23 protein-coding genes are annotated in these 24384 nt (G+C 34.2%); 19 read left to right on the top strand and 4 right to left on the bottom strand.

The genetic code is table 11. From position 1 onward, the window contains the following. Nucleotides 1–34: 34 nt before the first annotated feature. The 3 genes from U6A24_RS02385 to U6A24_RS02375 are packed head-to-tail and all read left to right on the top strand — an operon-like array spanning nt 35 to nt 2369. On the top strand, nt 35–466 hold the full coding sequence (locus U6A24_RS02385; protein WP_324178335.1) for a deoxycytidylate deaminase: 432 nt from the start codon (nt 35–37) through the stop codon (nt 464–466). Further along, nucleotides 466–2049 (top strand): S41 family peptidase, encoded by a 1584-nt coding sequence (locus U6A24_RS02380; protein ID WP_324178334.1) that lies wholly within the window; start codon nt 466–468, stop codon nt 2047–2049. Before U6A24_RS02385 ends, U6A24_RS02380 begins: the two co-directional genes overlap by 1 nt. Before the next feature lie 14 nt (nt 2050–2063). Further along, entirely contained in the window at nt 2064–2369 is a 306-nt protein-coding gene (locus U6A24_RS02375; protein WP_324178333.1) for a hypothetical protein, read from the top strand. A gap of 21 nt (nt 2370–2390) precedes the next feature. On the opposite strand, the gene U6A24_RS02370 is transcribed toward U6A24_RS02375, so the two are convergent. Together U6A24_RS02370 and U6A24_RS02365 are read right to left on the bottom strand one after the other, a co-directional pair. After that, a complete protein-coding gene (locus U6A24_RS02370; RefSeq protein ID WP_324178332.1) occupies nt 2391–2591 on the bottom strand; it encodes a hypothetical protein in 201 nt (66 codons plus the stop codon). A 30-nt stretch (nt 2592–2621) separates the two neighbouring features. After that, nucleotides 2622–3194, bottom strand: coding sequence for a MarC family protein (locus U6A24_RS02365; RefSeq protein WP_324178331.1), 573 nt, complete (start codon nt 3192–3194; stop codon nt 2622–2624). Between the two features lie 110 nt (nt 3195–3304). Here U6A24_RS02365 and U6A24_RS02360 point away from each other — a divergent pair, with 110 nt between their 5' ends. The 5 genes from U6A24_RS02360 to U6A24_RS02340 all read left to right on the top strand — a co-directional run bounded on the left by U6A24_RS02360 (nt 3305) and on the right by U6A24_RS02340 (nt 10804). Beyond that, a complete protein-coding gene (locus tag U6A24_RS02360) occupies nt 3305–3874 on the top strand; it encodes a DUF3109 family protein (RefSeq protein WP_324178330.1) in 570 nt (189 codons plus the stop codon). A gap of 388 nt (nt 3875–4262) precedes the next feature. Continuing rightward, nucleotides 4263–5240, top strand: a complete 978-nt coding sequence (locus tag U6A24_RS02355; protein WP_324178329.1) for a ribonucleotide-diphosphate reductase subunit beta — start codon at nt 4263–4265, stop codon at nt 5238–5240. Between the two features lie 340 nt (nt 5241–5580). After that, nucleotides 5581–8043: a ribonucleoside-diphosphate reductase subunit alpha gene (locus tag U6A24_RS02350; protein WP_324178328.1), complete on the top strand. Its 2463-nt coding sequence runs from the start codon at nt 5581–5583 to the stop codon at nt 8041–8043. A gap of 231 nt (nt 8044–8274) precedes the next feature. Then, nucleotides 8275–9432: a Fic family protein gene (locus U6A24_RS02345; RefSeq protein ID WP_324178327.1), complete on the top strand. Its 1158-nt coding sequence runs from the start codon at nt 8275–8277 to the stop codon at nt 9430–9432. A gap of 28 nt (nt 9433–9460) precedes the next feature. Then, the gene (locus U6A24_RS02340; RefSeq protein ID WP_324178444.1) at nt 9461–10804 is read left to right on the top strand and encodes a deoxyguanosinetriphosphate triphosphohydrolase; all 1344 of its coding nucleotides are present in this window, start codon (nt 9461–9463) and stop codon (nt 10802–10804) included. 57 nt (nt 10805–10861) lie between these two features. On the opposite strand, the gene U6A24_RS02335 is transcribed toward U6A24_RS02340, so the two are convergent. Both U6A24_RS02335 and dxs read right to left on the bottom strand, forming a co-directional pair. Beyond that, on the bottom strand, nt 10862–11308 hold the full coding sequence (locus tag U6A24_RS02335; protein WP_324178326.1) for a lipocalin-like domain-containing protein: 447 nt from the start codon (nt 11306–11308) through the stop codon (nt 10862–10864). Nucleotides 11309–11457: 149 nt separating this feature from the next. After that, nucleotides 11458–13230, bottom strand: coding sequence for a 1-deoxy-D-xylulose-5-phosphate synthase (gene dxs / locus U6A24_RS02330; protein WP_324178325.1), 1773 nt, complete (start codon nt 13228–13230; stop codon nt 11458–11460). A 121-nt stretch (nt 13231–13351) separates the two neighbouring features. On the opposite strand from dxs, the gene U6A24_RS02325 reads away from it, so the two are divergent. The 11 genes from U6A24_RS02325 (at nt 13352) to U6A24_RS02275 (ending at nt 24272) form a co-directional block, all read left to right on the top strand. Next, nucleotides 13352–13801 (top strand): nucleoside deaminase, encoded by a 450-nt coding sequence (locus tag U6A24_RS02325; RefSeq protein ID WP_324178324.1) that lies wholly within the window; start codon nt 13352–13354, stop codon nt 13799–13801. Between the two features lie 17 nt (nt 13802–13818). Next, nucleotides 13819–15738 (top strand): DUF294 nucleotidyltransferase-like domain-containing protein, encoded by a 1920-nt coding sequence (locus U6A24_RS02320; protein WP_324178323.1) that lies wholly within the window; start codon nt 13819–13821, stop codon nt 15736–15738. Beyond that, complete coding sequence (locus U6A24_RS02315; protein WP_324178322.1) at nt 15739–16413, top strand: 3'-5' exonuclease; 675 nt, start codon at nt 15739–15741, stop codon at nt 16411–16413. Nucleotides 16414–16625: 212 nt separating this feature from the next. After that, nucleotides 16626–17399, top strand: a complete 774-nt coding sequence (locus tag U6A24_RS02310) for a carboxypeptidase-like regulatory domain-containing protein (RefSeq protein WP_324178321.1) — start codon at nt 16626–16628, stop codon at nt 17397–17399. 851 nt (nt 17400–18250) lie between these two features. After that, nucleotides 18251–19357: a TlpA family protein disulfide reductase gene (locus U6A24_RS02305; RefSeq protein ID WP_324178320.1), complete on the top strand. Its 1107-nt coding sequence runs from the start codon at nt 18251–18253 to the stop codon at nt 19355–19357. Next, entirely contained in the window at nt 19357–20400 is a 1044-nt protein-coding gene (gene lepB, locus U6A24_RS02300) for a signal peptidase I (RefSeq protein ID WP_324178319.1), read from the top strand. Before U6A24_RS02305 ends, lepB begins: the two co-directional genes overlap by 1 nt. 825 nt (nt 20401–21225) lie before the next feature. Further along, nucleotides 21226–22311 (top strand): BF3164 family lipoprotein, encoded by a 1086-nt coding sequence (locus U6A24_RS02295; RefSeq protein WP_324178318.1) that lies wholly within the window; start codon nt 21226–21228, stop codon nt 22309–22311. Next, nucleotides 22301–22888: a hypothetical protein gene (locus U6A24_RS02290; protein WP_324178317.1), complete on the top strand. Its 588-nt coding sequence runs from the start codon at nt 22301–22303 to the stop codon at nt 22886–22888. The genes U6A24_RS02295 and U6A24_RS02290 overlap by 11 nt, the downstream gene beginning before the upstream one ends. A 296-nt stretch (nt 22889–23184) precedes the next feature. Further along, on the top strand, nt 23185–23397 hold the full coding sequence (locus tag U6A24_RS02285) for a hypothetical protein (protein ID WP_324178316.1): 213 nt from the start codon (nt 23185–23187) through the stop codon (nt 23395–23397). A gap of 72 nt (nt 23398–23469) precedes the next feature. Continuing rightward, nucleotides 23470–23688 (top strand): hypothetical protein, encoded by a 219-nt coding sequence (locus U6A24_RS02280; RefSeq protein ID WP_324178315.1) that lies wholly within the window; start codon nt 23470–23472, stop codon nt 23686–23688. Between the two features lie 368 nt (nt 23689–24056). Next, nucleotides 24057–24272, top strand: a complete 216-nt coding sequence (locus tag U6A24_RS02275) for a hypothetical protein (RefSeq protein ID WP_324178314.1) — start codon at nt 24057–24059, stop codon at nt 24270–24272. Nucleotides 24273–24384: the final 112 nt, after the last annotated feature.

The following is a 24384-nucleotide window of genomic DNA, read 5'->3' as shown; positions in this document are numbered from 1 at the left end:
TTGATTGTTAAGATAATATTAGTCATTCTACCCTATGTCCAAAAAGAAACAACTTAAGTATGATAAGGCCTATTTAAGAATTGCAAGAGAATGGGGGAAACTATCGCATTGTAATCGAAAAAAAGTTGGTGCGGTTATTGTTAAGGATAGAATGATAATCTCTGATGGGTTTAATGGAACTCCAACAGGTTTTGAAAACCCATGCGAGGATGAAGAAGGATATACAAAGTGGTACGTATTGCATGCCGAGGCTAATGCAATTTCTAAGGTGGCGTCGTCTACGCAATCCTGTAGAGGAGCAACCTTATATATAACGTTATCACCATGTAAGGAGTGTAGTAAATTGATTCATCAGGCCGGTATAAAACGGATTGTGTATCAAACAGCATATAAGGATAACTCTGGACTGGAATTTCTTGCCAAAGCCGGAGTTGAAATAGAACAGATTACGGATTTAGAAGATTAATGGGATATTCAAAAAAATACTTACCGTTGTTTTTGGGATTGGCAGTAGGAGTTGGAGTGTTTTTAGGTAGTAAATTAGACTTCAGTAACCCTTCGGCCAAGTTGTTCTCTTCGAATGCCAAAAAAGAAAAGCTGAATCGGCTTATCGATTATATCGACTATGAATATGTAGATGATATCAATACCGATAGTATTGTTGAGGTCACCGTAAATAGAATTTTAGAAAATCTGGACCCACATTCGGTTTATATTCCGCCAGAAGAGCTAGAAGGGATTACAGAAAGTATGCAAGGCGATTTTATTGGTATTGGGGTAACTTACTATCCCTATAGAGATACTATATCGGTTATAAATACTATTAAAGGCGGTCCCAGTGAAAAATCTGGAATCAAAGCCGGAGACCGAATTTTAATGGCCGATAACGACACACTGTATGGAGAAAGTTTGCTGAGGGATAGATTGGCCGATAAACTTAAAGGAGAATTAAATAGCCAGGTACAACTCAAAGTATTTAGAAAAGGTAAAGGGATATTTGATGTTCTGGTTAAAAGAGGAAGGGTTCCCCTGCAAAGTGTCGATGCCAGCTATATGTTGGATGAGAATCTGGGCTATATAAAAGTCAATCGGTTTGCAGAAACCACCTATAAAGAATTTAAAAGATCGTTGGATTCTCTTAAAAGTGAGGGAGCACAAACAATGGTTATAGATCTTAGAGATAATGGAGGTGGATTTATTGCTCCTGCCCTAAAAATGGCAGACGAATTTCTTGAGGACGATGTCTTGATTATGTTTACTAAAAACAAAAAAGGTTCCATAGAAAATAACTTTGCAACGCATAGGGGAAACTTTGAAGAAGGTAAAATTTATGTATTAATAAATGAAAACTCTGCTTCGGCAAGCGAGATTTTTGCTGGTGCTATTCAGGATAATGATCGGGGAGTTATTATAGGAAGAAGGTCTTATGGTAAAGGTCTTGTACAAAGAGAAATGGCTTTGGGTGATGGCAGTGCAATACGATTAACCATATCTAGATATTATACCCCAACGGGTCGCTCTATACAAAAACCATATACCAATGGTAATAAAGAGTACTTTAATGAGTATATGGAGCGCTATAAAAATGGAGAATTGCAAAATGCAGATAGTATTCAGGTTGCCGATTCTTTAAAATTTAAAACCCCCGGAGGCAAAACCGTATATGGTGGTGGTGGAATTATTCCGGATATTTTTGTAAGTAAAGATACTACCAGAGTAGGAGAGACCTTGAACTATCTTTTACGTTCTGGTAGAATGAGCCGATACGTTTTTGAAGAATTAGATAAAAGACGAAGCTTTTATAATGCACTTACCGAAGAAGAATTTAAAGAAAAAGTAGTCATCGATAATGAGTTTGCAGAAGGCTTTATAACGTATGCCCGAAGATTGGGAATGGAGATTTATTTGCATAATTATCAAGAACAACTAAAAAAGTATCTTAGAGCTACTATGGCTCAGCAACTTTTTGGAACAAATGCTTTTGAAAAAATTATAAACAAAGATGACCCCATGATAAGCAGGGTTATAAAAATGTCTAAAGAAAAGTAATAATTACCCCACATATGTCAGAAATACAAGAATACTTGGTTGCTATTGCAATTTGTTCACCTCTTTTTTTCTTTATTATTGCAGTCGCATTTAGATTACTTGATAATAGTGCTGCAATTTTTTTAAAACACGATATTCTCGTAGAGACTTCTTATGTGTCGGCAGATGTAATAAGAGAACATATCAATAGTTCTGAAGATCTTAAACTCAAAAAAGCATTAAAACGAGCATTGGTATTTAGAAAATTACATAACCTATTTATGATCTTAATGGTTATATCTATTCCTCCAGTAATTATAGCGTGTTTTTTTCTCTTTTAAGAAAAAAACACTTTAGTAGCTTTATTTTCCTTTTTTCTTCTGCTGAATTTTCTTGGAAATCAACAAAATTGATAATAGCATAATAACACAAGCCGGAGCAAGAACTCCTATAAGTGCCGTTTTGCTCTCTTCGGCTAGTATGTCATCAAAATTAAGATGTGTCGCGTTATAAATCATTAATCCCGTTGCGATAACCATCAATGTGTAAATGAAATATTTCAAAATAATCTACTATTTATAAAGTTCAGAAGGTTAAAATAAACCTTTAATATTGGTTGCAAATAATTTTACTGCTATTGCCAACAAAATTACTCCAAAAATCTTTCTAATGACATTGATCCCTTGCTTCCCCAGGAATCGTTCAATTTTTCCGGATGATTTTAGAACAATATATACAAAGATGATATTAATAACAATAGCTACTACTATATTTTCGGGATGATATTCTGCTCTTAACGATAATATTGAGGTCATTGTTCCCGCGCCGGCGATCAAAGGAAATGCTAATGGTACAACAGCAGCCGTTTCAGGTTCGTCATCCCGATATAGCTGGATACCCAGAATCATTTCTAGTGCCAAAAAGAAAATGATAAATGCACCGGCTACAGCAAAAGAATTTACATCGATTCCGATAAGATTAAGTATGTTTTTACCAACAAAAAGAAAGACAATCATCAATATGGCTGCTACAATTGAGGCTTTCTCGCTTTGTATGTGTCCAACCTTTTTTCGTAGATCAATAATAATAGGAATGCTGCCTACAATATCAATTACGGCAAAAAGAATCATACTGGCGGTAAGGATTTGAGTAACGTCAAAGTTCATGAGTTGATGGTTTCAAATTTGTGCAAATGTAAGCGACTTTATGTAATAAAGGTATTATAAAAAGCTGAATAAATTGTAAAAATATATTTGTTAAGAATTATCTTTGCCTAATGTTTCAACTTGGAAAGACTATAATTTCTGAAGAGATTATTCAAAAGGATTTTGTGTGTAATCTCTCGGCTTGTAAAGGAGCTTGCTGTATCGATGGTGAAGCAGGAGCGCCTCTTGAAGAATCTGAAATTCAAAAACTCGAACGGGTGTATCCTATGGTGAAGCCGTATTTGCGCAAAGAGGGGATAGCCGCAATCGAGAAACAAGGTGTTTACATAAAAACCGATACTGGTGAGCTCGAAACTCCTTTAATCGATGGGGCAGATTGTGCTTATGTGATATTCGATGATAGCGGAACTGCAATGTGTGCTATTGAAGAGGCTTATAACCAAGGCGAAATAGATTGGAAAAAACCCATTTCTTGTCATTTGTATCCTGTTCGAGTACAAAATTATACCGAGTTTTCGGCTGTAAATTACCATCGTTGGGATATTTGTGATGATGCATGTACATTGGGAAAAGAACTTCAGGTTCCTGTTTATAAATTTGTAAAAGAAGCACTTATTAGAAAGTTTGGTGAAAATTGGTATGCCGAACTAGAAAAAGTGGCCCAAAATCTGAAAAAATAGATTGCTCTATTAGTTAAAAGCACATTTTTTTTACCTTTTTTTTGTTAAAATTTATGTCAAAAACGAATTACGGTTTAGCCGTAATTTGCTCGTTAATGACCACCGCGTTTTGATATTGAAAAAACGTGTGAATAAGTGTGAAATAAGGTGCTGCGAGGGTTGCTAACATAGATGTTGATATCTTTTGTAAACTTGATTAATGATTTGATAATCAGGTGGTTAAATTGTTATTGTGGTTTTGTAAAATTGACCTGCCAATTTTCTTCGTGTTGAAAACTTTGTTGAAAACGTTTACTAACTTTCAGTAGAACTTCTTTTGTATTTTTTGATCTTTGTAAGACCCTTTAGAAAGAAAAAATTCTTAAAAAAAACAGCTAAAAAAATTGAGATGAGTGCCGTAGAACCTATTTTGCAAGAAAATAAAGACCGATTTGTAATTTTTCCAATTCAACATCACGATATTTGGGAGTGGTATAAAAAATCGGAAGCAAGTTTTTGGACTGCGGAAGAAATCGACTTACACCAGGATATCACAGACTGGTCTACAAAACTTACCGATGATGAGAGGTATTTTATCAAACACATCTTAGCTTTTTTTGCAGCATCTGATGGAATTGTAAATGAAAACCTTGCCGAAAATTTTGTTAATGAAGTGCAATATAGTGAGGCAAAATTCTTTTATGGTTTCCAAATTATGATGGAGAACATTCATTCTGAAACATATTCGTTATTAATCGATACCTATGTTAAAGATGAAAAAGAAAAAGATAAACTTTTTAAAGCAATCGAGAATTTTCCGGCAATCAAGAAAAAAGCAGATTGGGCACTAAAATGGATCGAATCGGATTCTTTTGCAGAACGATTAATTGCTTTTGCAGCGGTTGAGGGAATCTTCTTTTCTGGTGCATTTTGTTCTATTTTCTGGTTAAAGAAAAGAGGATTAATGCCAGGGTTAACATTTTCAAACGAATTAATCTCAAGAGACGAAGGAGTTCACTGTGATTTTGCAGTACATCTTCATAACAATCACTTGGTAAATAAAGTGCCAAAAGAAAGGATTCGCGGGATTTTGGTGGATGCACTTAATATTGAAAGAGAATTTATTACAGAATCACTTCCCGTAAGTTTGATTGGTATGAATGCAAACTTGATGACGCAATACCTAGAGTTTGTTACCGATCGCTTATTAGTTGAATTAGGTTGTGAAAAAGAATACGGTACTGCAAATCCGTTTGACTTTATGGATATGATCTCGCTGCAAGGAAAAACCAATTTCTTTGAAAAACGAGTTTCAGAATACCAAAAGGCAGGAGTGCTTAACAAAGATACCGAAGACAATAAAATAAGTTTTGATGCAGATTTTTAATTGACTTGTCATTCCGGCGAAGGCCGGAATCTCAAATTAGTGCACAAAATTTATGATATATTCATTCTGAGCTAGTCGAAAACATTTCTTCTGTTTAATTCAGGTTAGCTCAGTTTGATAAAGCTTTGAAAAAAGCAATACAGAGTAAGGGATACGAAAGTCAAGTTGTTGTATTTTACTTGTAGAATCGACCTAGCTTTAAAGTTAGGGGGTTTCTTTTTAGTATGTATTTTTTAGGGAAATAAAATGCAAATGACTGATTTTCAGAATACAAAAAATTAGTAACACGAATTAACATCAACTTCTTCGTAAGAAGAAAATTTTAAAACCAAAAAGACGTATGTATGTAGTAAAAAGAGATGGGCGCAAAGAACCAATAATGTTCGACAAGATTACCGCAAGGGTAAGAAAATTATGTTATGGGCTTAACTCACTGGTCGATCCTGTAAAGGTAGCAATGAGGGTGATAGAAGGACTATATGATGGAGTAACGACTAGCGAATTGGATAATCTGGCTGCAGAGATAGCTGCAACAATGACTATTACACATCCTGATTACGCAAAACTAGCCGCTCGTATATCTGTTTCTAACTTACATAAAAATACCAAAAAGACATTTTCTGAAGTAGTTACTGATCTTTATGAATATGTGAACCCACGAACTGGGAAAAAAGCACCTTTAATTTCAGACGAAGTATATGAAGTAATCCAGGCCAATAAAGAGAAACTGGATTCTACCATCATCTACAATCGCGATTTTGGGTATGATTATTTTGGTTTTAAAACATTAGAGCGTTCTTATTTACTTAAAATTAATGGGAAAATTGCCGAGCGTCCACAGCATATGTTGATGCGAGTTTCTATTGGTATCCATCCTAATGATTTGGATGCAGCTATAGAAACCTATGAGTTGATGTCTAAAAAATATTTTACACACGCTACGCCAACACTATTTAATTCGGGTACACCAAAACCACAAATGTCATCTTGTTTCTTGTTAACAATGAAAGATGACAGTATAGATGGTATCTACGATACGTTAAAGCAGACTGCCAAGATTTCACAATCCGCAGGAGGAATAGGTTTGTCTATTCATAACATACGTGCAACTGGGTCTTATATCGCTGGCACAAATGGAACTTCAAACGGAATTGTACCAATGCTTCGTGTATTTAATGATACAGCGCGTTATGTAGATCAGGGTGGAGGAAAACGTAAAGGGTCTTTTGCGATCTATGTAGAGCCATGGCATGCTGATATTTTTGATTTCTTAGACCTTAAAAAGAATCACGGTAAAGAAGAAATGCGAGCACGTGACCTGTTTTATGCAATGTGGGTGCCAGATTTATTTATGAAACGGGTGCAGGATGATGCCGAGTGGACGTTGATGTGTCCTAACGAATGCCCTGGACTGTTTGATATGCATAGTGATGAGTTTGAAGAAACCTACACACGATATGAAGCTGAAGGAAAAGGACGCAGAACCATAAAAGCACGTGAGCTTTGGGAAAAGATCTTAGAATCTCAGATCGAAACAGGAACACCATATATGCTGTATAAAGATGCTGCAAACCGCAAGTCGAATCAGCAAAACCTGGGTACGATCAGATCGTCAAACTTATGTACAGAGATCTTGGAGTATACAAGTGAAGATGAGGTTGCAGTATGTAACTTGGCTTCGATTGCGCTACCGATGTTTGTAAAAAACGGAGAGTTTGATCATAAAGAACTTTTCAGAATCACAAAACGTGTGACCAAAAACCTGAATAGAGTTATAGATCGTAATTACTACCCAGTAAAAGAAGCAGAAAATTCAAACATGCGACACCGCCCCGTTGGATTAGGTGTGCAAGGATTGGCAGATACATTCATCCAATTGCGCTTACCATTTACAAGTGATGAAGCAAAGAAACTGAATCAAGAGATTTTTGAAACATTGTATTTTGCTGCCGTAACTGCTTCTATGGAAGAGGCCAAAGCAGATGGGCCATACGAAAGTTACAAAGGTTCTCCAATATCAAAAGGAGAGTTTCAATATAACCTTTGGGGAATTAAAGATGAAGAATTAAGTGGTCGCTGGGATTGGGCAAAGCTGCGTAAACAAGTGATTAAAAACGGAGTACGTAACTCGTTATTGGTAGCGCCAATGCCGACAGCATCTACATCTCAGATTTTAGGAAATAATGAAGCGTTTGAGCCATATACAAGTAACATCTACACCAGACGTGTACTATCTGGAGAGTTTATCGTAGTAAACAAACACCTTCTTGAAGATCTTGTGAAGTTGGGGCTATGGAACGACGAACTTAAAGATGCGATAATGCGTGCCAATGGATCGATCCAAAACATTGATATCATTCCGCAAGACCTAAAAGATCTTTACAAAACCGTTTGGGAAATGAGTATGAAAGATATTATCGACATGTCTCGTCATAGAGGATACTTTATCGATCAGTCGCAGTCGCTTAACTTGTTTATGGAGGGCGCTACGATGGCAAAATTAACCTCGATGCATTTCTATGCATGGAAGAGTGGATTAAAAACAGGGATGTACTACTTAAGAACAAAATCTGCGGTAGATGCAATCAAGTTTACACTTAAAAGTGAAAAGAAAGAAGCACCACAAGCAGAAAAGGTAGCGGTAGCTGCGGCACAAGTAATGGAGGCACAAGCAGCCAAAGAACAGCCAAAGCAAGCACCTGTTTCTCCAGAAGGAACTTCATTAAGCCCCGAAGAGCTTAGAGCATTAATCGCTCAATCAAAAGAAGCCGAGGGAGACGATTGTTTAATGTGTGGGTCATAAGACCTAGATTTATATAGGGTAAAAGGGAAGCATCGTTAAGAGCTTCCCTTTTTGTATATTCGAATTTTGACAAAAAATGCTAAGAATATAAAAACTAAAATGCTAAAAGTTGAATTTGGATGAAAGTAAATGATTTGTGATGTTCAATGTTGCATAATATTATATTTATCAACATGTTTGTTAAGAACTATGCTAAATAACTATATTTGTTTTTGCTAAGTATTGTGAAATTTGGAAACTAAAAAATTTAAACGATTTGATTTAAAATTACCTCAGCCAAAATTTGGTGGTGAATTGACTTCGTTAGTGCTAGAACTTGAACACTTAAGACGGTTACAATTAGAGGGAACTACTAATCCTTACATTTTTTTTCAACTAAAAAAACTTTTTCACACCTTAGAAAGTATTGGTTCTGCTCGTATTGAAGGTAATAATACTACGATATCTCAATTTATTGAAACTCAATTGGAAGATAGACCATTTGTTAATGAAAAGGTTGAAGAAATAAGGAATATCGAAAGAGCGATGCGTTGGGTTGATGAAATAGTTAATGAACAAGAAATAAATAGAGGTTTTATAAGTGAATTGCATAAAATAATTGTTAGCAATTTGACCCCACCTCCTGATGGAGAGGGAGACTACAATCCAGGAAATTATAGAAAACACCAAGTAGAGATTAATGGAACCGATCACATACCTCCACCGGGTTATCTAGTTGAAGAATTGATGGATGAACTTCTTGAGTTTATTAATAAAGATGTACCTGCACAATATGATTTATTGAAAATAGCAACCGCTCATCATAGATTTATGTGGATTCACCCTTTTGGAAATGGTAACGGAAGAACTGGTCGTTTGTTTACATATGCTATGCTTGTTAAAACCGGATTTCAAGTAAATATTGGACAAATATTAAACCCTACGGCAGTATTTTGTATCGATAGAGACAAGTATTATGAACTATTATCAAAAGCTGATACGGGAAATGATTCTGATATTGAGAATTGGTCGATTTATGTTTTGAGTGGTTTGAAAAACGAAATAGAAAAAATAGAAAAACTAACTGATGAACAGTTTGTTTTAAATAACCTGTTATTACCATCATTAAGTTATTCATTGAAAATGAAATATATAGATGAAGAAGAATTTTCAATATTAAAAACAACAGCACAAAAGAAAGTAATTCAGGCAGGAGATTTGAAATCAATACTAAAAGGAATACATCAGACAACGATTTCCAGAAAAATAAGAAGTTTGCGAGACAAAAAAATGCTTGAAGCAGAGTCTAAAAATGGAAATAAGTATCATTTGAACTTTGTTAATAATTTTCTGATAAGAGGAATGATAAATGCACTTGGGAATGAAGGCTATATTCCTCTTAATGAGTAAATAAGTGCTTATTTTATAATATAATATGATGAACTGGGAACAACTCCTATCGCTAAAAAGATATGGAGATAAGAATAAAAGATTACGTATAGAGCAAGATGAAACACGGCTTGGTTTTGAAGTAGATTATGACCGAATTATCTTCTCGTCGGCATTTAGAAGCCTGCAAGATAAAACCCAGGTGATCCCACTGTCCAAAACCAGTTTTGTACACACAAGATTGACCCATAGTTTAGAAGTATCGGTTGTGGGGCGTTCTTTGGGTAGAGCAGTAGGGAAACAAATTCTAGAAAAACACCCACATCTTTCTACCATACATGGATATCGTTTTAATGACTTTGGAGCCATCGTTGCGGCCGCGGCATTGGCACATGATATTGGTAATCCTCCTTTTGGGCATTCTGGAGAAAAAGCGATAGGAGAGTACTTTAAAACCGGAAGCGGAATTCGATATAAAGACCAACTAACCCCAAAGCAATATCGAGATCTAGTCGATTTTGAAGGGAATGCCAATGGTTTTAAAATTCTTACCGAATCCAGAGAAGGGATCGAAGGAGGTCTAAGGCTATCATATGCTACTCTGGGAGCTTTTATGAAGTATCCGAAAGAATCCCTGCCTAAAAAACCAACAAAACATATTGCTCACAAGAAATTTGGATATTTTCAGAACGAAAAAGATTTTTTTGAACAAGTAGCCAAAGAGGTAGGATTATTAACTCATAAAGTAGGTAACGAAGTTACCTACAGCAGGCACCCTTTAACTTTTCTGGTCGAAGCAGCAGATGATATTTGTTATACAATCATAGATTTTGAGGACGGTATCAACCTGGGATTGATAGAAGAAGAATATGCTTTGGAATACCTAATCAAGCTGGTAAAGGACACTATTAACACATCAAAATACAACAATCTGGTTACTACTGCAGATCGTTTAAGTTACTTACGATCATTGGCCATTAATACGTTGATACAAGAAGCGGCGGGGATTTTTATCGAAAACGAAGAAAAAATACTGTCTGGCCAGTTTGATACAGCTTTGATTGATAAAAGTAAATATGATGCTCAGATTAATGATATTATCAAGATTAGTATCGATAAGATCTATCAAAGCCAAGAGGTGATTGAAAAAGAAATTGCAGGATATGAGATTTTGGCTACTTTATTGGATCGATACTGTATAGCAACAGATAATTATAGTCTTGATAAGGCTTCAAATTATGATAAACTTATTTTAAAAGCCGAAGGCGATAATTTTGATTATACCAATGAAGATTTGTATACAAGATTGATTGGTGTGTGTAAATATGTGGCCAGTTTAACCGATGGCAATGCCCTTTTGAAGTTTCAAAAAATACGTGGATTACAGGTATAAAAAAACTACCTAAGAGCTTTCTTAGGTAGTTTTTTAATTTTCTTAAAAGCTATTTAATTATAACTTTCTATATGTTTCTGTATATACGGTTATTTCACCAGGAGTTTCTTCATCTCTATATTCGATCATTAATGTATCTCCATTTAAAGTAGTGATTGTAGCAGTTTCTGTTTCTGTAACAGTTCCTCCGTCAAAAGTAAAAGTAAGTGTTTCTCCAGATAAAGACCACTTAAATTCATCTGTATTAGGACCGTTACAAATTGTTTGACCATTTGTTACTGTAGAATTGTAAAATATGCTTACTAATGTACCGTCTGTTCTAAATTCATAAGTGTCTTGTAAGTCACACTCATCAAGCGTTTCTGGGGTTCCATTTTCTGCAGCGGCAGTCCATTGCCATGTTCCGATAAGATTGGCTTCAGAGATCCCTGGGGCATCATCATCGCTGCTACAAGAAGTAAAAGTCGCCGCAATAAGTAAAATAAATACACTTAATTTTTTCATAATAAATAGATTATAAGGGTTAAAACGACTGCGAAATAACAATTTTTAAATTTGAATGCCAAAAAATTACAGCGCTTTGTCCTGACTTTCCGGAATATCGGCCTTTTTAACCCTGATATAAGCTTATGAAATAGGTATTTAAATGCAACTCACAACAGTTTTTTAACGGTCTTTGCAATTTTCTCTGAAGAAATACCGCAAATATCCTGTAATTCTTCTACGGTTCCATGTTGAATAAAATAATCTGGCACCCCAAGGGTAACGATTTTATTTTTGAAATCATTTTGGTTTGCAAAGTCTATTATGGAGCTGCCAAATCCTCCATTTATAACTCCGTCTTCGATTGTGATAATGGTTGAATATGTTTTAAGAATTTCTGTTAGCATTTGTGTGTCCAGAGGTTTAATAAAACAAAAATGATAGTGTCCTATTCTTTTTTCTGAGGCTATAGATGCCAAGGCTACAACAACATTATGAGCTACGGTTCCGGTAGACATAATGGCAATTTCGTCTCCTTTTTTAAATTGTTTTGCTTTTCCAATTTCAATAGATTTAAAAGGAGTTTTCCAGTTTGGGATATGGCCTCGTCCCCTGGGGTATCTAATTGCTATTGGATGTTCTAGCTTCAAAGAAGCGGTATACAAAAGATTACGCAACTCAATTTCATCAGATGGAGCGGCTACAATCATATTGGGTATGCAGTTAAGATATGCAATGTCGAAAACACCATGATGGGTTGCCCCATCGGCACCTACAATTCCTGCTCGATCAATACAAAATATCACCGGTAGGTTTTGTAGGGCTACATCATGAATCACCTGGTCATAAGCTCTTTGCAAAAAGGTTGAATAAATGGTGCAAAAAGGCACCAAACCTTGTGTCGCCATGCCTGCGGCAAGGGTTACGGCATGTTGTTCTGCAATACCAACATCAAATGCCCGGTCAGGCATTTCCTCCATCATATACTTTAATGAACTACCCGTGGGCATGGCAGGAGTAATACCAACAATGTTTTCATTGGATCGTGCAAGTTCTAAAATGGTATGTCCAAATACATCCTGAAATTTAGGAGGCAGTCCATTATTGTTTTTAGGGATTAAATCTCCTGTTGAGGCGTCAAATTTGCCGGGAGCATGATATTTTATCTGGTTTTCCTCGGCCTGTTTTAGTCCTTTTCCTTTGGTTGTGATTATGTGTAAAAGTTTTGGGCCCGAGGTGTTTTTTAATTTTTCTAAGGTGTCTAATAAGGATGGTAAGTCATGTCCATCAATGGGACCGAAATAATTAAAATTTAAGGATTCAATGATGTTATTTGTTCTGGGTTTGACTCCCACTTGAGCTTTGGTGAGGTATTCTTTAAGAGCTCCAACGCTAGGGTCGATCCCTATAGCATTGTCATTAAGAATAACAAGGATGTTGGTGTCAGTGACTCCGGCATGATTAAGCCCTTCAAAAGCCATTCCGCTGGCGATAGAGGCGTCTCCGATTACGGCGATATGTTGTTTTTTGCTATTTCCTTTAAGTTTTGAGGCAATGGCCATACCCAATATTGCCGAGATAGAGGTGGAAGAGTGCCCCACACCAAAAGTATCGTACTCGCTTTCATTTCGCTTTGGGAAACCACTAATGCCATTCAATTGTCTGTTGGTGTGAAAAACATCTTTTCGGCCTGTAAGTATTTTGTGCGGGTATGCCTGGTGTCCAACGTCCCAAACCAAAAGATCACTAGGCGTGTCAAAAATATAATGTAATGCTATGGTCAGTTCTATTACGCCCAGACTTGCTCCCAGGTGTCCTTCTTTGGTGGCAACGATGTTGATCACAAAATCTCGCAATTCTTTGGCCAGTTGGGGTAACTGGTCTCGAGATAGTTTTTTAAGATCTGATGGATATTGAATATTTGAAAGTAAGGATTGCGCCATACCACAAAAATACTATTTTGGTTGGGTTCTTAGTAAACTTTTATTTACTAGCTTTACTGGATAATCGAGATTTAAATACATAGGGCAAGCCCTGAGTATAATTTACCTTAAAATCACTTTTATGCTGAACCCTCTAGATGACACCTATTACATGAGAAAAGCCTTGCAAGAAGCAGAGTTGGCGTATGAAAAGGATGAGGTGCCTGTCGGTGCTGTAATTGTAGTTGCCGATAGGATCATTGCCAGAGCACATAATTTAACAGAACTGTTAAATGACGTTACTGCTCATGCCGAAATGCAGGCAATTACGGCAGCTTCAAATTTTTTGGGCGGCAAATATCTTAACGAGTGTACACTTTATGTTACGCTAGAACCCTGCCAAATGTGTGCAGGTGCACTGTATTGGAGTCAAATAAAGAAGATTGTATATGGAGCAGTTGATGAAAAAAGGGGGTGCACTGCGATGGGAACAAAACTTCACCCCAAGACCGAAATGATCGGAGGAGTATTAGAAAAGGAATGTAGTGAGATTATAAAGCGTTTTTTTATTGAAAAACGGAACCTTAATTAAAAGTCTTTTCTAGAAGTATGAGGAATACTATTGCAGAACGAATACAAGATTTTCTTAAGCAATTTCCACCTTTTGATATGCTTACAAAAAAGGAGTTATTGTCTGTTTCTGCTCAGATTCGAGTCCTGTATGTCGAAAAAGGAGATTATATTTTTAAGCAAGATACCTCATGTCACGATGAGTTTTATATTGTAAGAGAAGGAGCTGTTGGGCTTTATCGAGAAGTGAATACCGAAGAGAATCTTGTTGATGTTTGCGATACTGGAGATTTGTTTGGACTTCGAATAGTTATTGTAAAAAAGAATTATCGCATGTCTGCAAAGGCCGATGAAGAGGCTATAGTATATGCGATTCCGGCAAAGGCTTTTGAACCGTTTATCGAAGAAAATAAAGAAGTAAATAGATTTGTCTTAGGTACTTTTGCTGCGCATGCACGCAATTATTATACAGAAACCGAAAAGGGAAAAAGAATAGATAATACCATTTCTCTTGAAGTAAAAAATGATATTTCTGAACTTAGAAGCATTTCATATCACAAAAAACCCGTGACCTGTTTACAAGAAGATGCCGTGGTTGATGTTGCCAAAAACATGACCAAAAAAAAAGCTGGTTATGTCATCGTGGTTGATCAAAACAAGTATCCAATAGGAATTATTACCGATGAGGATATAAGAGCCAAAGTAGCTACAGGTTTATTTTCTTTAGAATCTAGAGTTTCTGAAATTATGGTTGCCCCGGTATTTACATATTCCAAAAAACTTACTACTGTTGAAGCACAGGTTGCTTTGATTAAGCATGGGATAAATCATTTATGTATTACCAAGGATGGCACTCGTAATTCTAAATTAATTGGTATTCTTTCAGAACATGACCTTCTTGTTTCCTTTGGAAAAAATCCTTCGGTTTTGATCAAGGAAATTAAAAGAGCAAAGAAGATCCAAAGACTTCGATATATACGGAAACAAGTAGAAAAATTGCTTAAATCCTATTTAGAACAAGATATACCCACACCTCATCTTCTTAATATCATATCAGAAATCAATGAAGCTTTGGTAGTGCGTATTGTCAAACTATCTTTAAAAGAAATGAATGCTAAACCCCCGGTTAAGTTTAGTTTTATGGTATTAGGGAGCCAGGGAAGAAGAGAACAACTATTGCTTACCGATCAGGATAATGCGTTGGTTTTTGAAAATGTAGCTGAAAAAGATTATGAGACCACACAACGTTATTTTCTGGAGCTGACCAACAGGATTACAAAAGGATTGCACACGATAGGATATGAATATTGTCCGGCCGAAATGATGGCGAGTAATTCAAGATGGTGCATGTCGCAGGCCAAATGGGAGGACCAATTTAAAAGCTGGATGACTACTCCTACTGAAGAAGGTACGTTATTGTCATCGATATTTTTTGACTTTCAGTATGTGTATGGAGATTCTAATTTGGTTGATAGATTGGCCGAGGTAGTCTTTGAAGGCGTTAATAAAAGTAATCGATTTTTAGGACTTTTGGGAGTTAGTGCTTTGCAGAAACCTTCGCCTTTGGGGTTTTTTAAACAATTTTTGGTAGAACAAAATGGCGACCATAAAGATACTTTTGATATCAAAACCAGAGCCATGATGGTTTTGATAGATGCCGCCAGGATTTTGACACTTTACCATAATCTGAAAGGAGTAAACAATACATTACAGCGTTATCAAAAGCTTGCTGAACTGGAACCAAAAAATGCAGCGGTGTTCGATAGTTGCGCCAAAGCGTTTAGGGTGCTTATAAAATTTAGAACAAGACAAGGATTGCTTCAAAAAGATTCTGGGAGGTTTATAAAACTCAATACGCTCAGTAAAAAGGATAAGTTAAGGCTTAAAAGATGTTTTAGGCCTATTCGTGATATACAGGAATTGTTACGGGTTCGTTTTCAACTTAAGTCATTAATGTAAATGCAACTTTGGTCAAAAAAAAATAATAAGAATTCTCCCGATTTTTGGAAAAAATATAGTGCTCTTTTTGATGGGAAAACAAAACAAAAATCTTGGGAAGAAACGCGTTTTGTGGCTTTTGATACAGAAACAACAGGTTTTGATTTTGAAAAGGATCGTGTGCTGTCAATAGGAGCCGTTGGAATTAAAGACAATAGCATCAATGTAGCAGATCAGCTCGAACTGTATCTTAAACAGGAAATCTTTAACCAGGATACTGTAGAGATTCATGGAATTCGTAAAAATGCAGATTTAGATCAGATTTCAGAAGAAAAAGCATTGCAATGGTTCATAGAATTTATAGGAGATTCAATTTTGGTTGCGCATCATGCAAGGTTTGATACACAAATGATTGATAAAGCCTTAAAACGAAATGGTTTAGGTGCCTTGAAAAATAAAGTTTTAGATACAAGTACGCTTTTTAAACATACAAAACACCAAGTCTATCGTAATGATTTCAATAGACCTTACAGTCTTGAAGAGTTATGTAAAGATCTTAAAATTTCTGAAAGTGATCGGCATACCGCATCCGGGGATGCATTTATTACAGCCTTGGCTTTCTTGAAAATTATCTCAAAACTCAGAAGAGATAAAAAAATACAAAAGCTAAAAGACCTTTTTGCCTTGAGTAGTTAGTGGTTGTTAGTAGTTAGTAGTTGTGTGGCACCCGAAACCCAAAACCCGATACCCAAAATGAGTAGTCAGGAGTCGGCAGTCAGCAGTCAGGGGTTGAGTAACACCCAAAATCCGAGACCCGAAACCCGATACCCGATACCTAAAACCTTAACACTTTGCAACGCTTATAAGCAGGATGCGTCCTTTATTGGTAGGATTCCTATTATTTCTAAATGCAAAAAATTACGCTATTTCTTTTTCTATTTGTTGTAGCCTTGGCACATGCACAAGAGGCTTCAATGCTTGGGGGTAGGATAATGGCTGATTCGCTACAATCGGATGCTATACATGTAATAAATAAGACAAAAGAGATAGGAACCATAAGTGATGCATCTGGGTATTTTGAAATAAAAGCTACAAAAGGAGATACATTGGTGTTTTCTTCTATTCAGTATGCTTTAAAACAGCATATCGTTGGGGATGACGATTTTATATCGAATACGCTAAAAATTAAATTAGAGCCCTCGGTCAATCAATTGGACGAAGTTTTGGTTCGACAGTATAGTTTAACGGGAAAGTTAGAAGACGATCTTCAGGAAATACCAACGTATACCGAGAATTTACCTTTTTGGAATGCAGGAGAACTGGAACAAATGGGTGTGTCGGGTTTCAACGATGCACAATCTCCTGTAAAAAACTTAGTTCTACAGGACGAGATGGAGGCAACCCCAATAAACTTAATGAGCCTGGTAAATTTGGTTGCAAAATCCCTGAAAGGAAAAGGGAAATTGACAACTCCGAATTTTGAGATTGTTGATTTTTATGATGAAAAGTTCATTGTTGAAATACTTGAAGTTCCTGAAACCGAATATTATAATTTTATTGATTTTGTAAATGAGGATGCCCGAACAGCTTTTGTGTTAAAGATGGACGACCAATTAAAAATTCTCGAATATTTGATGCACCAACGCGATGTTTTTATTGAAAAGTATACCCTCAAAAATTAAAAAATATCTCAGTTTCAGAAAATGAAACCAGGATATGAAAGTATAAGGCTTCATTTAATTTAATGATATGAGCAAAATATTTTAGCGGTACTTTCTTAAGACCAGCTTTTTTGATTTGTGCCCCGAGCCAAGTCGAAGGATTCGGTGATAGAAAAAAGAAAGTAAGGGTCAAAAAGGTAGGTCCAATAGGAATAATGGTACTACCAATGCGTCAACATAATAATGCAAAGGATCATTTTGATCCTTTGATGTACTAACCAAGGTAAGTTGGGTTGTCAAAAAGGTAGGTCCAAGAGTCCTAGAGGTACTTCGAGACGGTAACAAGGTAACTCGAAGCGTTAAAATCACAGCTCGAAGCACCTATGCAGGTGGTTCGAATCATCAAAAAGGTAGTGCGAAGCGATACTGAGGTACTTCGAACCACCTTTTTTTGGATCGGCACTCATCTGTCTATCAAAAATAATCGATAAAACATCGCCTCGAAGCCGCAATTTATCAAAAACAAGGATCAAAAGATCAAAACGAAGCGGTAAAGTATCGCGTGCAAGTACCAAATTATCAACTCGAACCACCTTGGCACGGCCTCGACCCCATATTGAGGAGGGGGTCGACCTTTGTTTGGTTAAAGAATGATCGTACTTCAAAAAGTATATGTCTCAATTTTTTGAAGCTATAGAATGGAATTTACGTTTCTCCTGGTGGCGCTGTTCGTTTTTCTACTATTTCTGTGTAATTAGACATACGGATACAATATCATTATTCATTCGAGAATTACAAAAGATTAAGAACTCTATGAGTAATTTTAATAAAACTTATTTTAAAAGTTTTACATTTATCAAAAAGAAATCTTGATGAAAATATTCGTTGGACTACTATTATTGTTCGGTACAATTAGCTGTACCCAAAAAAATACTAAAGACCTGGATTATGTAATCAACAAATTCAATGAGAACGCTAATCAAATTAGGAATGTTGAATACAAAATACACAGAATTGATACTTTCCCTAGAGCAGGATTGGTTTGGGATAATAGTGGATATGCGTATGCGGAAAAGCAAGTTGAAGACACCATTTTTGGAATATCATTTTATGCCAAACGATTTGATATTAATAAAGAATACATTTATAAGAACTCTATAGGTTATGAATTTGATGAAGAAAAAAAAGAGTTTAAAAACGAAAAAGGAGCTATTGGATTTTTAGGAAAACCTGGAGGTCAAATGATTTCTCTGAATATTTTTAAATTAGATTCAATGTATTCAAATATTGAGTTATCAACTAATCCTTCTTACTATGTTTTAAAATATGAGTTTGAAGACGATACTATTTATAATGTTACTCAAGTAACAAAAACACTATACTTAAGAAAAAAGGATTTTTTTCCAGTAAAAATTATTCGAAGATCAAAAGTGTTGGATAATAGTTCTGCATCATATTTGACTTTTTCAAACATCAAAGTGAATACAGGAAATAATCACAAAATCGACAGCTTAATTGAAAATAAAATAGTTACCTATAGTAGGATAAATGAAAAAACTAAAAAACGTAATCGTATAATTGGGAAACCAATCTCTACTATTTCACTTCCAAATCTAGAAAATGATACTCTAGTTCACCTGGAAGTAAACAAACCTATTTTATTAGATTTTTGGGAAACTTGGTGTGGCCCGTGTATTGCTTCATTGCCTAAAATAGAAGAACTGGCTATAAAATATTCAAACGACATACAAATTATAGGGATCGTGAGTGAAGATAGGGAAAATGCACGCAAACTTATCAAGAAAAAAAATATAACTTTTTTGAATGTATTAGGGAACAATAATCTTCTGAAACAATACAATATTAACAGTTTTCCAAGGTATATTTTGATTGATAACAGCGGAATCATTCAAAAAGAATACTTTAGTTTTTCCAAGCAAATAGAAAAAGATATTAATAAACTAACTTCTATTGAATAATGAAGCTCAAGTTTAGACAACTGGCCTTTTTGCTTTTGTGTTGTTTATCAATCGTGTTTTTAGTTTGGTCTAAACAATGGATTATTTTTTCAATTCTTATATTAATTTTTGATTCACTTACAACTAAATTCATACCTAGATTTTTAATAAAAAAATTTAATGTTAAAGTAAATGAAGTATTAAAATACTTTTGGTATCTATTTGTAATCATTTTCGTAGCTATATTTTGCCGAGTATTTTTCTTTGAACTGTATTTTATTCCTTCCAGTTCAATGGAAAAAGAATTATCTCAAGGAGACATTGTTATTACTGAAAAATTGAGTTTTGGACCAATTCTACCAAGTAATAAAAGTGAAATACCATTTGCAAAACTTTTGTTCAAGCTTGAAATTATGACAAATAAACCTAACCAGAGACTTCGAGGCATCAGTGAAATAAAAAGAAATGATATCGTTGTTTTTAAAAGAAAAAAGGGAAACAGAACTTACATAAAACGAGTCATAGGCATGCCAAATGATACACTTCAAATAAAAGACAGTAAGGTTTTCATAAATAGTAGTTTACTGCCAGAAGATAAGAATTACACTTTTGAATATAAATTTAGAGATAATAATGTCATGAAACAGCTATTCTTGCTTTCTAATGAAGAGTATCAAAAATTTGGCTTGAAAAATAAAATAAAACGAAATATTTACCCTCATTTTTCTGAAGTAGAACACATTTTTCCAAAAGAAAAGATATTTGACTGGAATAGAGATAATTATGGTGGTATTTGGATTCCAAAAAAAGGAAAAACGGTACTATTGAATAAAGATTCCTTCTTATTTTATAGGAGTATAATTGAGCAAGAAACAAATAAAAAAATTAAATACATTGAAAACTCGAATTCTTTTTTGTTTGATGACAAAAAAATAGAAAAGTATACTTTTAAATATGATTACTATTTCATGTTAGGTGATAATAGACATTTTTCTAGAGATTCAAGAATGATTGGCTTTGTTTCAGAAAATTTTATTCAGGGAAAATTATTATTTAAAATTTAAATAATTTATAAAACTTAAGATGAGCTCAGTATATAAAACTAAATTCGACAAAAGAAAAACGAAAATCCTTTTTTGCTCATAATCCGGTAATCCCTGTGTATCCATCTGAGTAACTACGTTATGATTTTTTCTTGATATCCAAGTAGTAGTTCTTCCAGTTTTTGGGTATTGTGATCAGGTAATTTTTCTAAGGTTTCCGCTAGCTTTCAAAATCACATATAACTTTCCCTTCGTCCCTTTTTCAATCAGTTTCAGCACTTTTTTTAGAATAAATGATGTATTAAGAATAAAATTTGAAATAAACTACCTCTGGAGTGAAGCTTACGAGGCGTTCATTGGAAACAAATTTTCAATTTCGAGGTTAGCTTCAGCGTTATTATACCCTTTATGTGGTGCCAATAAAAGTAAGTCTAAGCCTAAAAACATAAATTATGGAGCGTTGTACAATTCAATTGACAAATACTGAAAAGTGTTTTTTAAAATTATCAGTTCTCAATTGTGCTGAACAAAATATCGCAGATTTCCTATCGCTTGGAAAGAATGATTTAGGCTTTATTCAAAGAACACTAAAAAAAATCAACACTTAGGATTGGATGTTTTTAATACAAAAAGCGTTTGACTTGGAATTTTAAAAGAACATGATTATGCTGATCAAACAGCATTAGGATACATAAAACAGAAAATACTATCCTATTCAAATTTTAATAGTATGTTGATTGTTTATGATACGTTACAAAGCGGTAAAATAGATTCGGTATCGGTAAAATGAAATGCTAAATGAATTAAAAGTATCAAATATTACTTACTATAGTTTAACTTAAAAAAATGAATAAACAAATTTTAAAATTTTATACATTATTTGTTGTTGTATTTCTCTCTTGTAATGTGGATAAAGCAAATAATAAAATAGGCAAGAAAGAAATAGTAAAGCTCAATATAACAGAAGAACCGAAATCAATAGAAGGTGAATTGATTGCAATAGAAGGCTTTGTGTCTCCTAATAGAATGAATCTTCAAGATTCAATTTTATTTGTCAAAGATTCTAGAGCAGAAAAATACATTCACCTGGTGGATTTAAAAAATAAAATGAGATTAACATCCTTTGGGATTAAAGGTAAAGGACCTGGAGAATTGCTAAGTGCATCGTCTATGGATTTTTATGGGAACAGGTTATGGGTTCATGATTTAACTCTAGGCAAGTTTGTTTCATTTGATAAAGATTCTATCTTAAATAATTTAGACGGCTCATATAAATATACTGACGAAATTCAATTTAAAGAAAAAGCACGTCAAAATCACAATCCTACTTGGTTGAATGACTCCACTACTATAAGCACTACATTTTCCGAATCTATGAACAGATTAATTTTGACAAATAGTCAAGGAAAAGTGTCAGACGAAGTCTTTGAAATGATTCCTCCTCAAAAAAAAGATACCCCAAGAGCTATTCATAACCAATCTTACCAAGGGAAAATTCAAAAACATCCAAGTCAAAATAAAATCGCTGTTGTTAATAGATATTCTGACCTATTAGAAATTTATGATTTAGAAAACGAAACATCAAAATTGATTAAGACGCATCAAAATTTCACACCTATTTACGAAGTAATCAAAGCTGACGGTAACTTAATAATGGGGCAGGATGAAACTACAAGATTTGGTTGTATTGATATTTCTGCAACGAATGATAAAATATTTACGCTGTATTCTGGAAGAAAAAGGGGTGAAGGTTTTGCAAATTATGCCAATAAAATATATGTATACGACTGGAAAGGTAATTATTTAAGCTCCTATCGAATACCCGATTTGGCTATTGGTATTCTTGCCCAAAATAACAACACTCTTTTGACTCTTGAATATAATAAAGATGGAATGGGAATGCTAAAAAGATATATATTAAATGAAAAATAAGATATATACTGTTTTCACTATAATACTACTTACAGCAACTATATTTATAGTCTACTCTAAATTTAATTCAGTCCAAAAGAACAAACAATTAAATGAGGTTTTATTGACCAGGCACTATAGTGTTCAAAAGCTATGGCAAAACAGAGAGTTGAAATTTCCTAAGCTATTATATAATTTAAGAACCCAAGCAAAACTTGAAGACTTTTTAAGTAAAAATAAAAAAGAGTTTACAATCATATCCTACTTGAATGCAGATTGCTCCAATTGTGTGACAGAATTAAATAAATGGACATCTTTTTTAGACTCCAACCCTGTATTATCTGAAAGGACTGATATTGTGTTCATCGCATCAAGTTCAAATATAGAGCTGTTTAAATACCAAGTTTATGATAAAGCAAAATTTGAATACAACATTTTCTTTGATAAAAAAAATGAATTTGTAGAATTGAATAAAATTTCAACAATCAAAACTTACCAAACATTTTTACTCAAGAATGAGAAGATACTTTATCTCGGTTCACCTATTAGGGATAAATTGTTTGAAGAAGAATTAAAGCAAATAATAATTAATTATTAAATCAATAAGTTATGAAAAAAGCATTTTTAACAATTTCTACTGTTTTTACTTTGACACTTATGTTTAGTGTTAATTTTCGAAACAATGATTTAGTACAGAACTCTGCCTTTGCTGATGGGATCTGTTGTTCAGAATCAGGGTCAATATGTATAACTTTACCAGATTATATCTACATGTCCTCAGGTTCTCCTTGTGGTTCTTTTGATACTGATGTTTGATTTTTGGAGTATGGAGGTTCATTTAGACATTAGCTATAATACCTAAATAATTATAAATCTTTAAAACATAAATATATTATGAAAAAAGTGTTTTTAACAGTTTCTACTGTTTTTACTTTGGCACTTATATTTAGTGTTAATTTTCAAAACAATGATTTAGTACAGAATTCTGCTTTTGCAGATGGGACCTGTTGTCCAGAAGAAGATTCGTTATGTCGATTAAATGGTGAATGGAATAGGGATTATTACTACAAGACATCGGGCTCCTGTTCGGGTGATTCTGATTTTTGATTTCTACTATTGAGCTCAACTAGGGCATTAACTTTAGTTACTTAGTAATTTTAAATATTTAAAACATAAATTATGAAAAAAACTTTTTATTATACGTTTATTCTTTTTGGCTTTGGTCTTACGTTCTCATTAGATAGTGAAGATTATAATCTAGTAAAAAAAGAAGCATTTGCTGGACATACTTGTTGCCCTGAAGATGGCTCAACTTGCCCAGCCGGCTCTTCAACTTTAACCGATTATTACAAAAAAAGCGAAGGCTCTTGTAATTCTGATGGTGATAGTGATTATTGATTTTTTTAGTATTGAGTACAATTAGGGTATTACTTTAGTTCGCTAGTAATTTTAAATCCTTTAAACATAAATTAATTATGAAAAATTTATTTTTTAGTTGTTGTATAATTTTGGTTTTGACTCTCATGTTTTGCCTAAAATATGAAGACAAAAGTATTACTAATAACTTAGCCTTTGCCGAAGCAGGCTGTTGTCCAGAAACGGGATCCATTTGTGGTTATAATGGTAAAAACACAGAAGATGAATATTATACAACAAATACTGGAATCTGTTCTACTGATTCTGATTATTGATTTTTTTAGTGTTGAGTTCAATCAGGGGCATTGACTTTAGTTATTCTATAATTATAAATCTTTAAAACATAAATTATGAAAAAAGTATTTTTAATAGTACTAGGAGTTTTCTCCTTATCTTTATTATTTAGTCTTAGATTAGAAGATTCTAAAATAATCAAAAATTCAGCATTTGCGGATGGAACTTGTTGTCCTGAAGATCACTCTTTTTGTGTTGTTGATGGTGATTCTGCAGGTAGGCATTATTTCAAATCCTCTGGAAGTTGCAATGATGATGAAACCGATTTTTGATTTTTCTAGTATTGGGTTCAGTTAGAACATTAATTCCTAAAAAATTATAAATCTTTAAAACATAAATCATTAAAAGTTTTTTTAATAGCAATGGAGGTTTCTCCTACTGTGA

It is taken from the genome of Aquimarina gracilis (assembly GCF_035285365.1).
Taxonomy (GTDB): domain Bacteria; phylum Bacteroidota; class Bacteroidia; order Flavobacteriales; family Flavobacteriaceae; genus Aquimarina; species Aquimarina gracilis.
Note: the sequence above shows the minus strand (reverse complement) of the source record. Positions and strands in the feature narration are given on the sequence as shown.

Bases quoted from the DNA above. Each gene is read 5' to 3' on its own strand.
- U6A24_RS02305 (WP_324178320.1), top strand. From the start codon at position 18,251: ATGAAAATATTCGTTGGACTACTATTATTGTTCGGTACAATTAGCTGT.
- U6A24_RS02280 (WP_324178315.1), top strand. From the start codon at position 23,470: ATGAAAAAAACTTTTTATTATACGTTTATTCTTTTTGGCTTTGGTCTT.
- U6A24_RS02340 (WP_324178444.1), top strand. From the start codon at position 9,461: ATGAACTGGGAACAACTCCTATCGCTAAAAAGATATGGAGATAAGAAT.
- U6A24_RS02310 (WP_324178321.1), top strand. From the start codon at position 16,626: ATGCAAAAAATTACGCTATTTCTTTTTCTATTTGTTGTAGCCTTGGCA.
- U6A24_RS02275 (WP_324178314.1), top strand. From the start codon at position 24,057: ATGAAAAAAGTATTTTTAATAGTACTAGGAGTTTTCTCCTTATCTTTA.
- dxs (WP_324178325.1), bottom strand. From the start codon at position 13,230: ATGGCGCAATCCTTACTTTCAAATATTCAATATCCATCAGATCTTAAA.
- U6A24_RS02380 (WP_324178334.1), top strand. From the start codon at position 466: ATGGGATATTCAAAAAAATACTTACCGTTGTTTTTGGGATTGGCAGTA.
- U6A24_RS02315 (WP_324178322.1), top strand. From the start codon at position 15,739: ATGCAACTTTGGTCAAAAAAAAATAATAAGAATTCTCCCGATTTTTGG.
- U6A24_RS02375 (WP_324178333.1), top strand. From the start codon at position 2,064: ATGTCAGAAATACAAGAATACTTGGTTGCTATTGCAATTTGTTCACCT.
- U6A24_RS02365 (WP_324178331.1), bottom strand. From the start codon at position 3,194: ATGAACTTTGACGTTACTCAAATCCTTACCGCCAGTATGATTCTTTTT.
- U6A24_RS02285 (WP_324178316.1), top strand. From the start codon at position 23,185: ATGAAAAAAGTGTTTTTAACAGTTTCTACTGTTTTTACTTTGGCACTT.
- U6A24_RS02320 (WP_324178323.1), top strand. From the start codon at position 13,819: ATGAGGAATACTATTGCAGAACGAATACAAGATTTTCTTAAGCAATTT.
- U6A24_RS02295 (WP_324178318.1), top strand. From the start codon at position 21,226: ATGAATAAACAAATTTTAAAATTTTATACATTATTTGTTGTTGTATTT.
- lepB (WP_324178319.1), top strand. From the start codon at position 19,357: ATGAAGCTCAAGTTTAGACAACTGGCCTTTTTGCTTTTGTGTTGTTTA.
- U6A24_RS02335 (WP_324178326.1), bottom strand. From the start codon at position 11,308: ATGAAAAAATTAAGTGTATTTATTTTACTTATTGCGGCGACTTTTACT.
- U6A24_RS02360 (WP_324178330.1), top strand. From the start codon at position 3,305: ATGTTTCAACTTGGAAAGACTATAATTTCTGAAGAGATTATTCAAAAG.
- U6A24_RS02385 (WP_324178335.1), top strand. From the start codon at position 35: ATGTCCAAAAAGAAACAACTTAAGTATGATAAGGCCTATTTAAGAATT.
- U6A24_RS02290 (WP_324178317.1), top strand. From the start codon at position 22,301: ATGAAAAATAAGATATATACTGTTTTCACTATAATACTACTTACAGCA.
- U6A24_RS02355 (WP_324178329.1), top strand. From the start codon at position 4,263: ATGAGTGCCGTAGAACCTATTTTGCAAGAAAATAAAGACCGATTTGTA.
- U6A24_RS02350 (WP_324178328.1), top strand. From the start codon at position 5,581: ATGTATGTAGTAAAAAGAGATGGGCGCAAAGAACCAATAATGTTCGAC.
- U6A24_RS02325 (WP_324178324.1), top strand. From the start codon at position 13,352: ATGCTGAACCCTCTAGATGACACCTATTACATGAGAAAAGCCTTGCAA.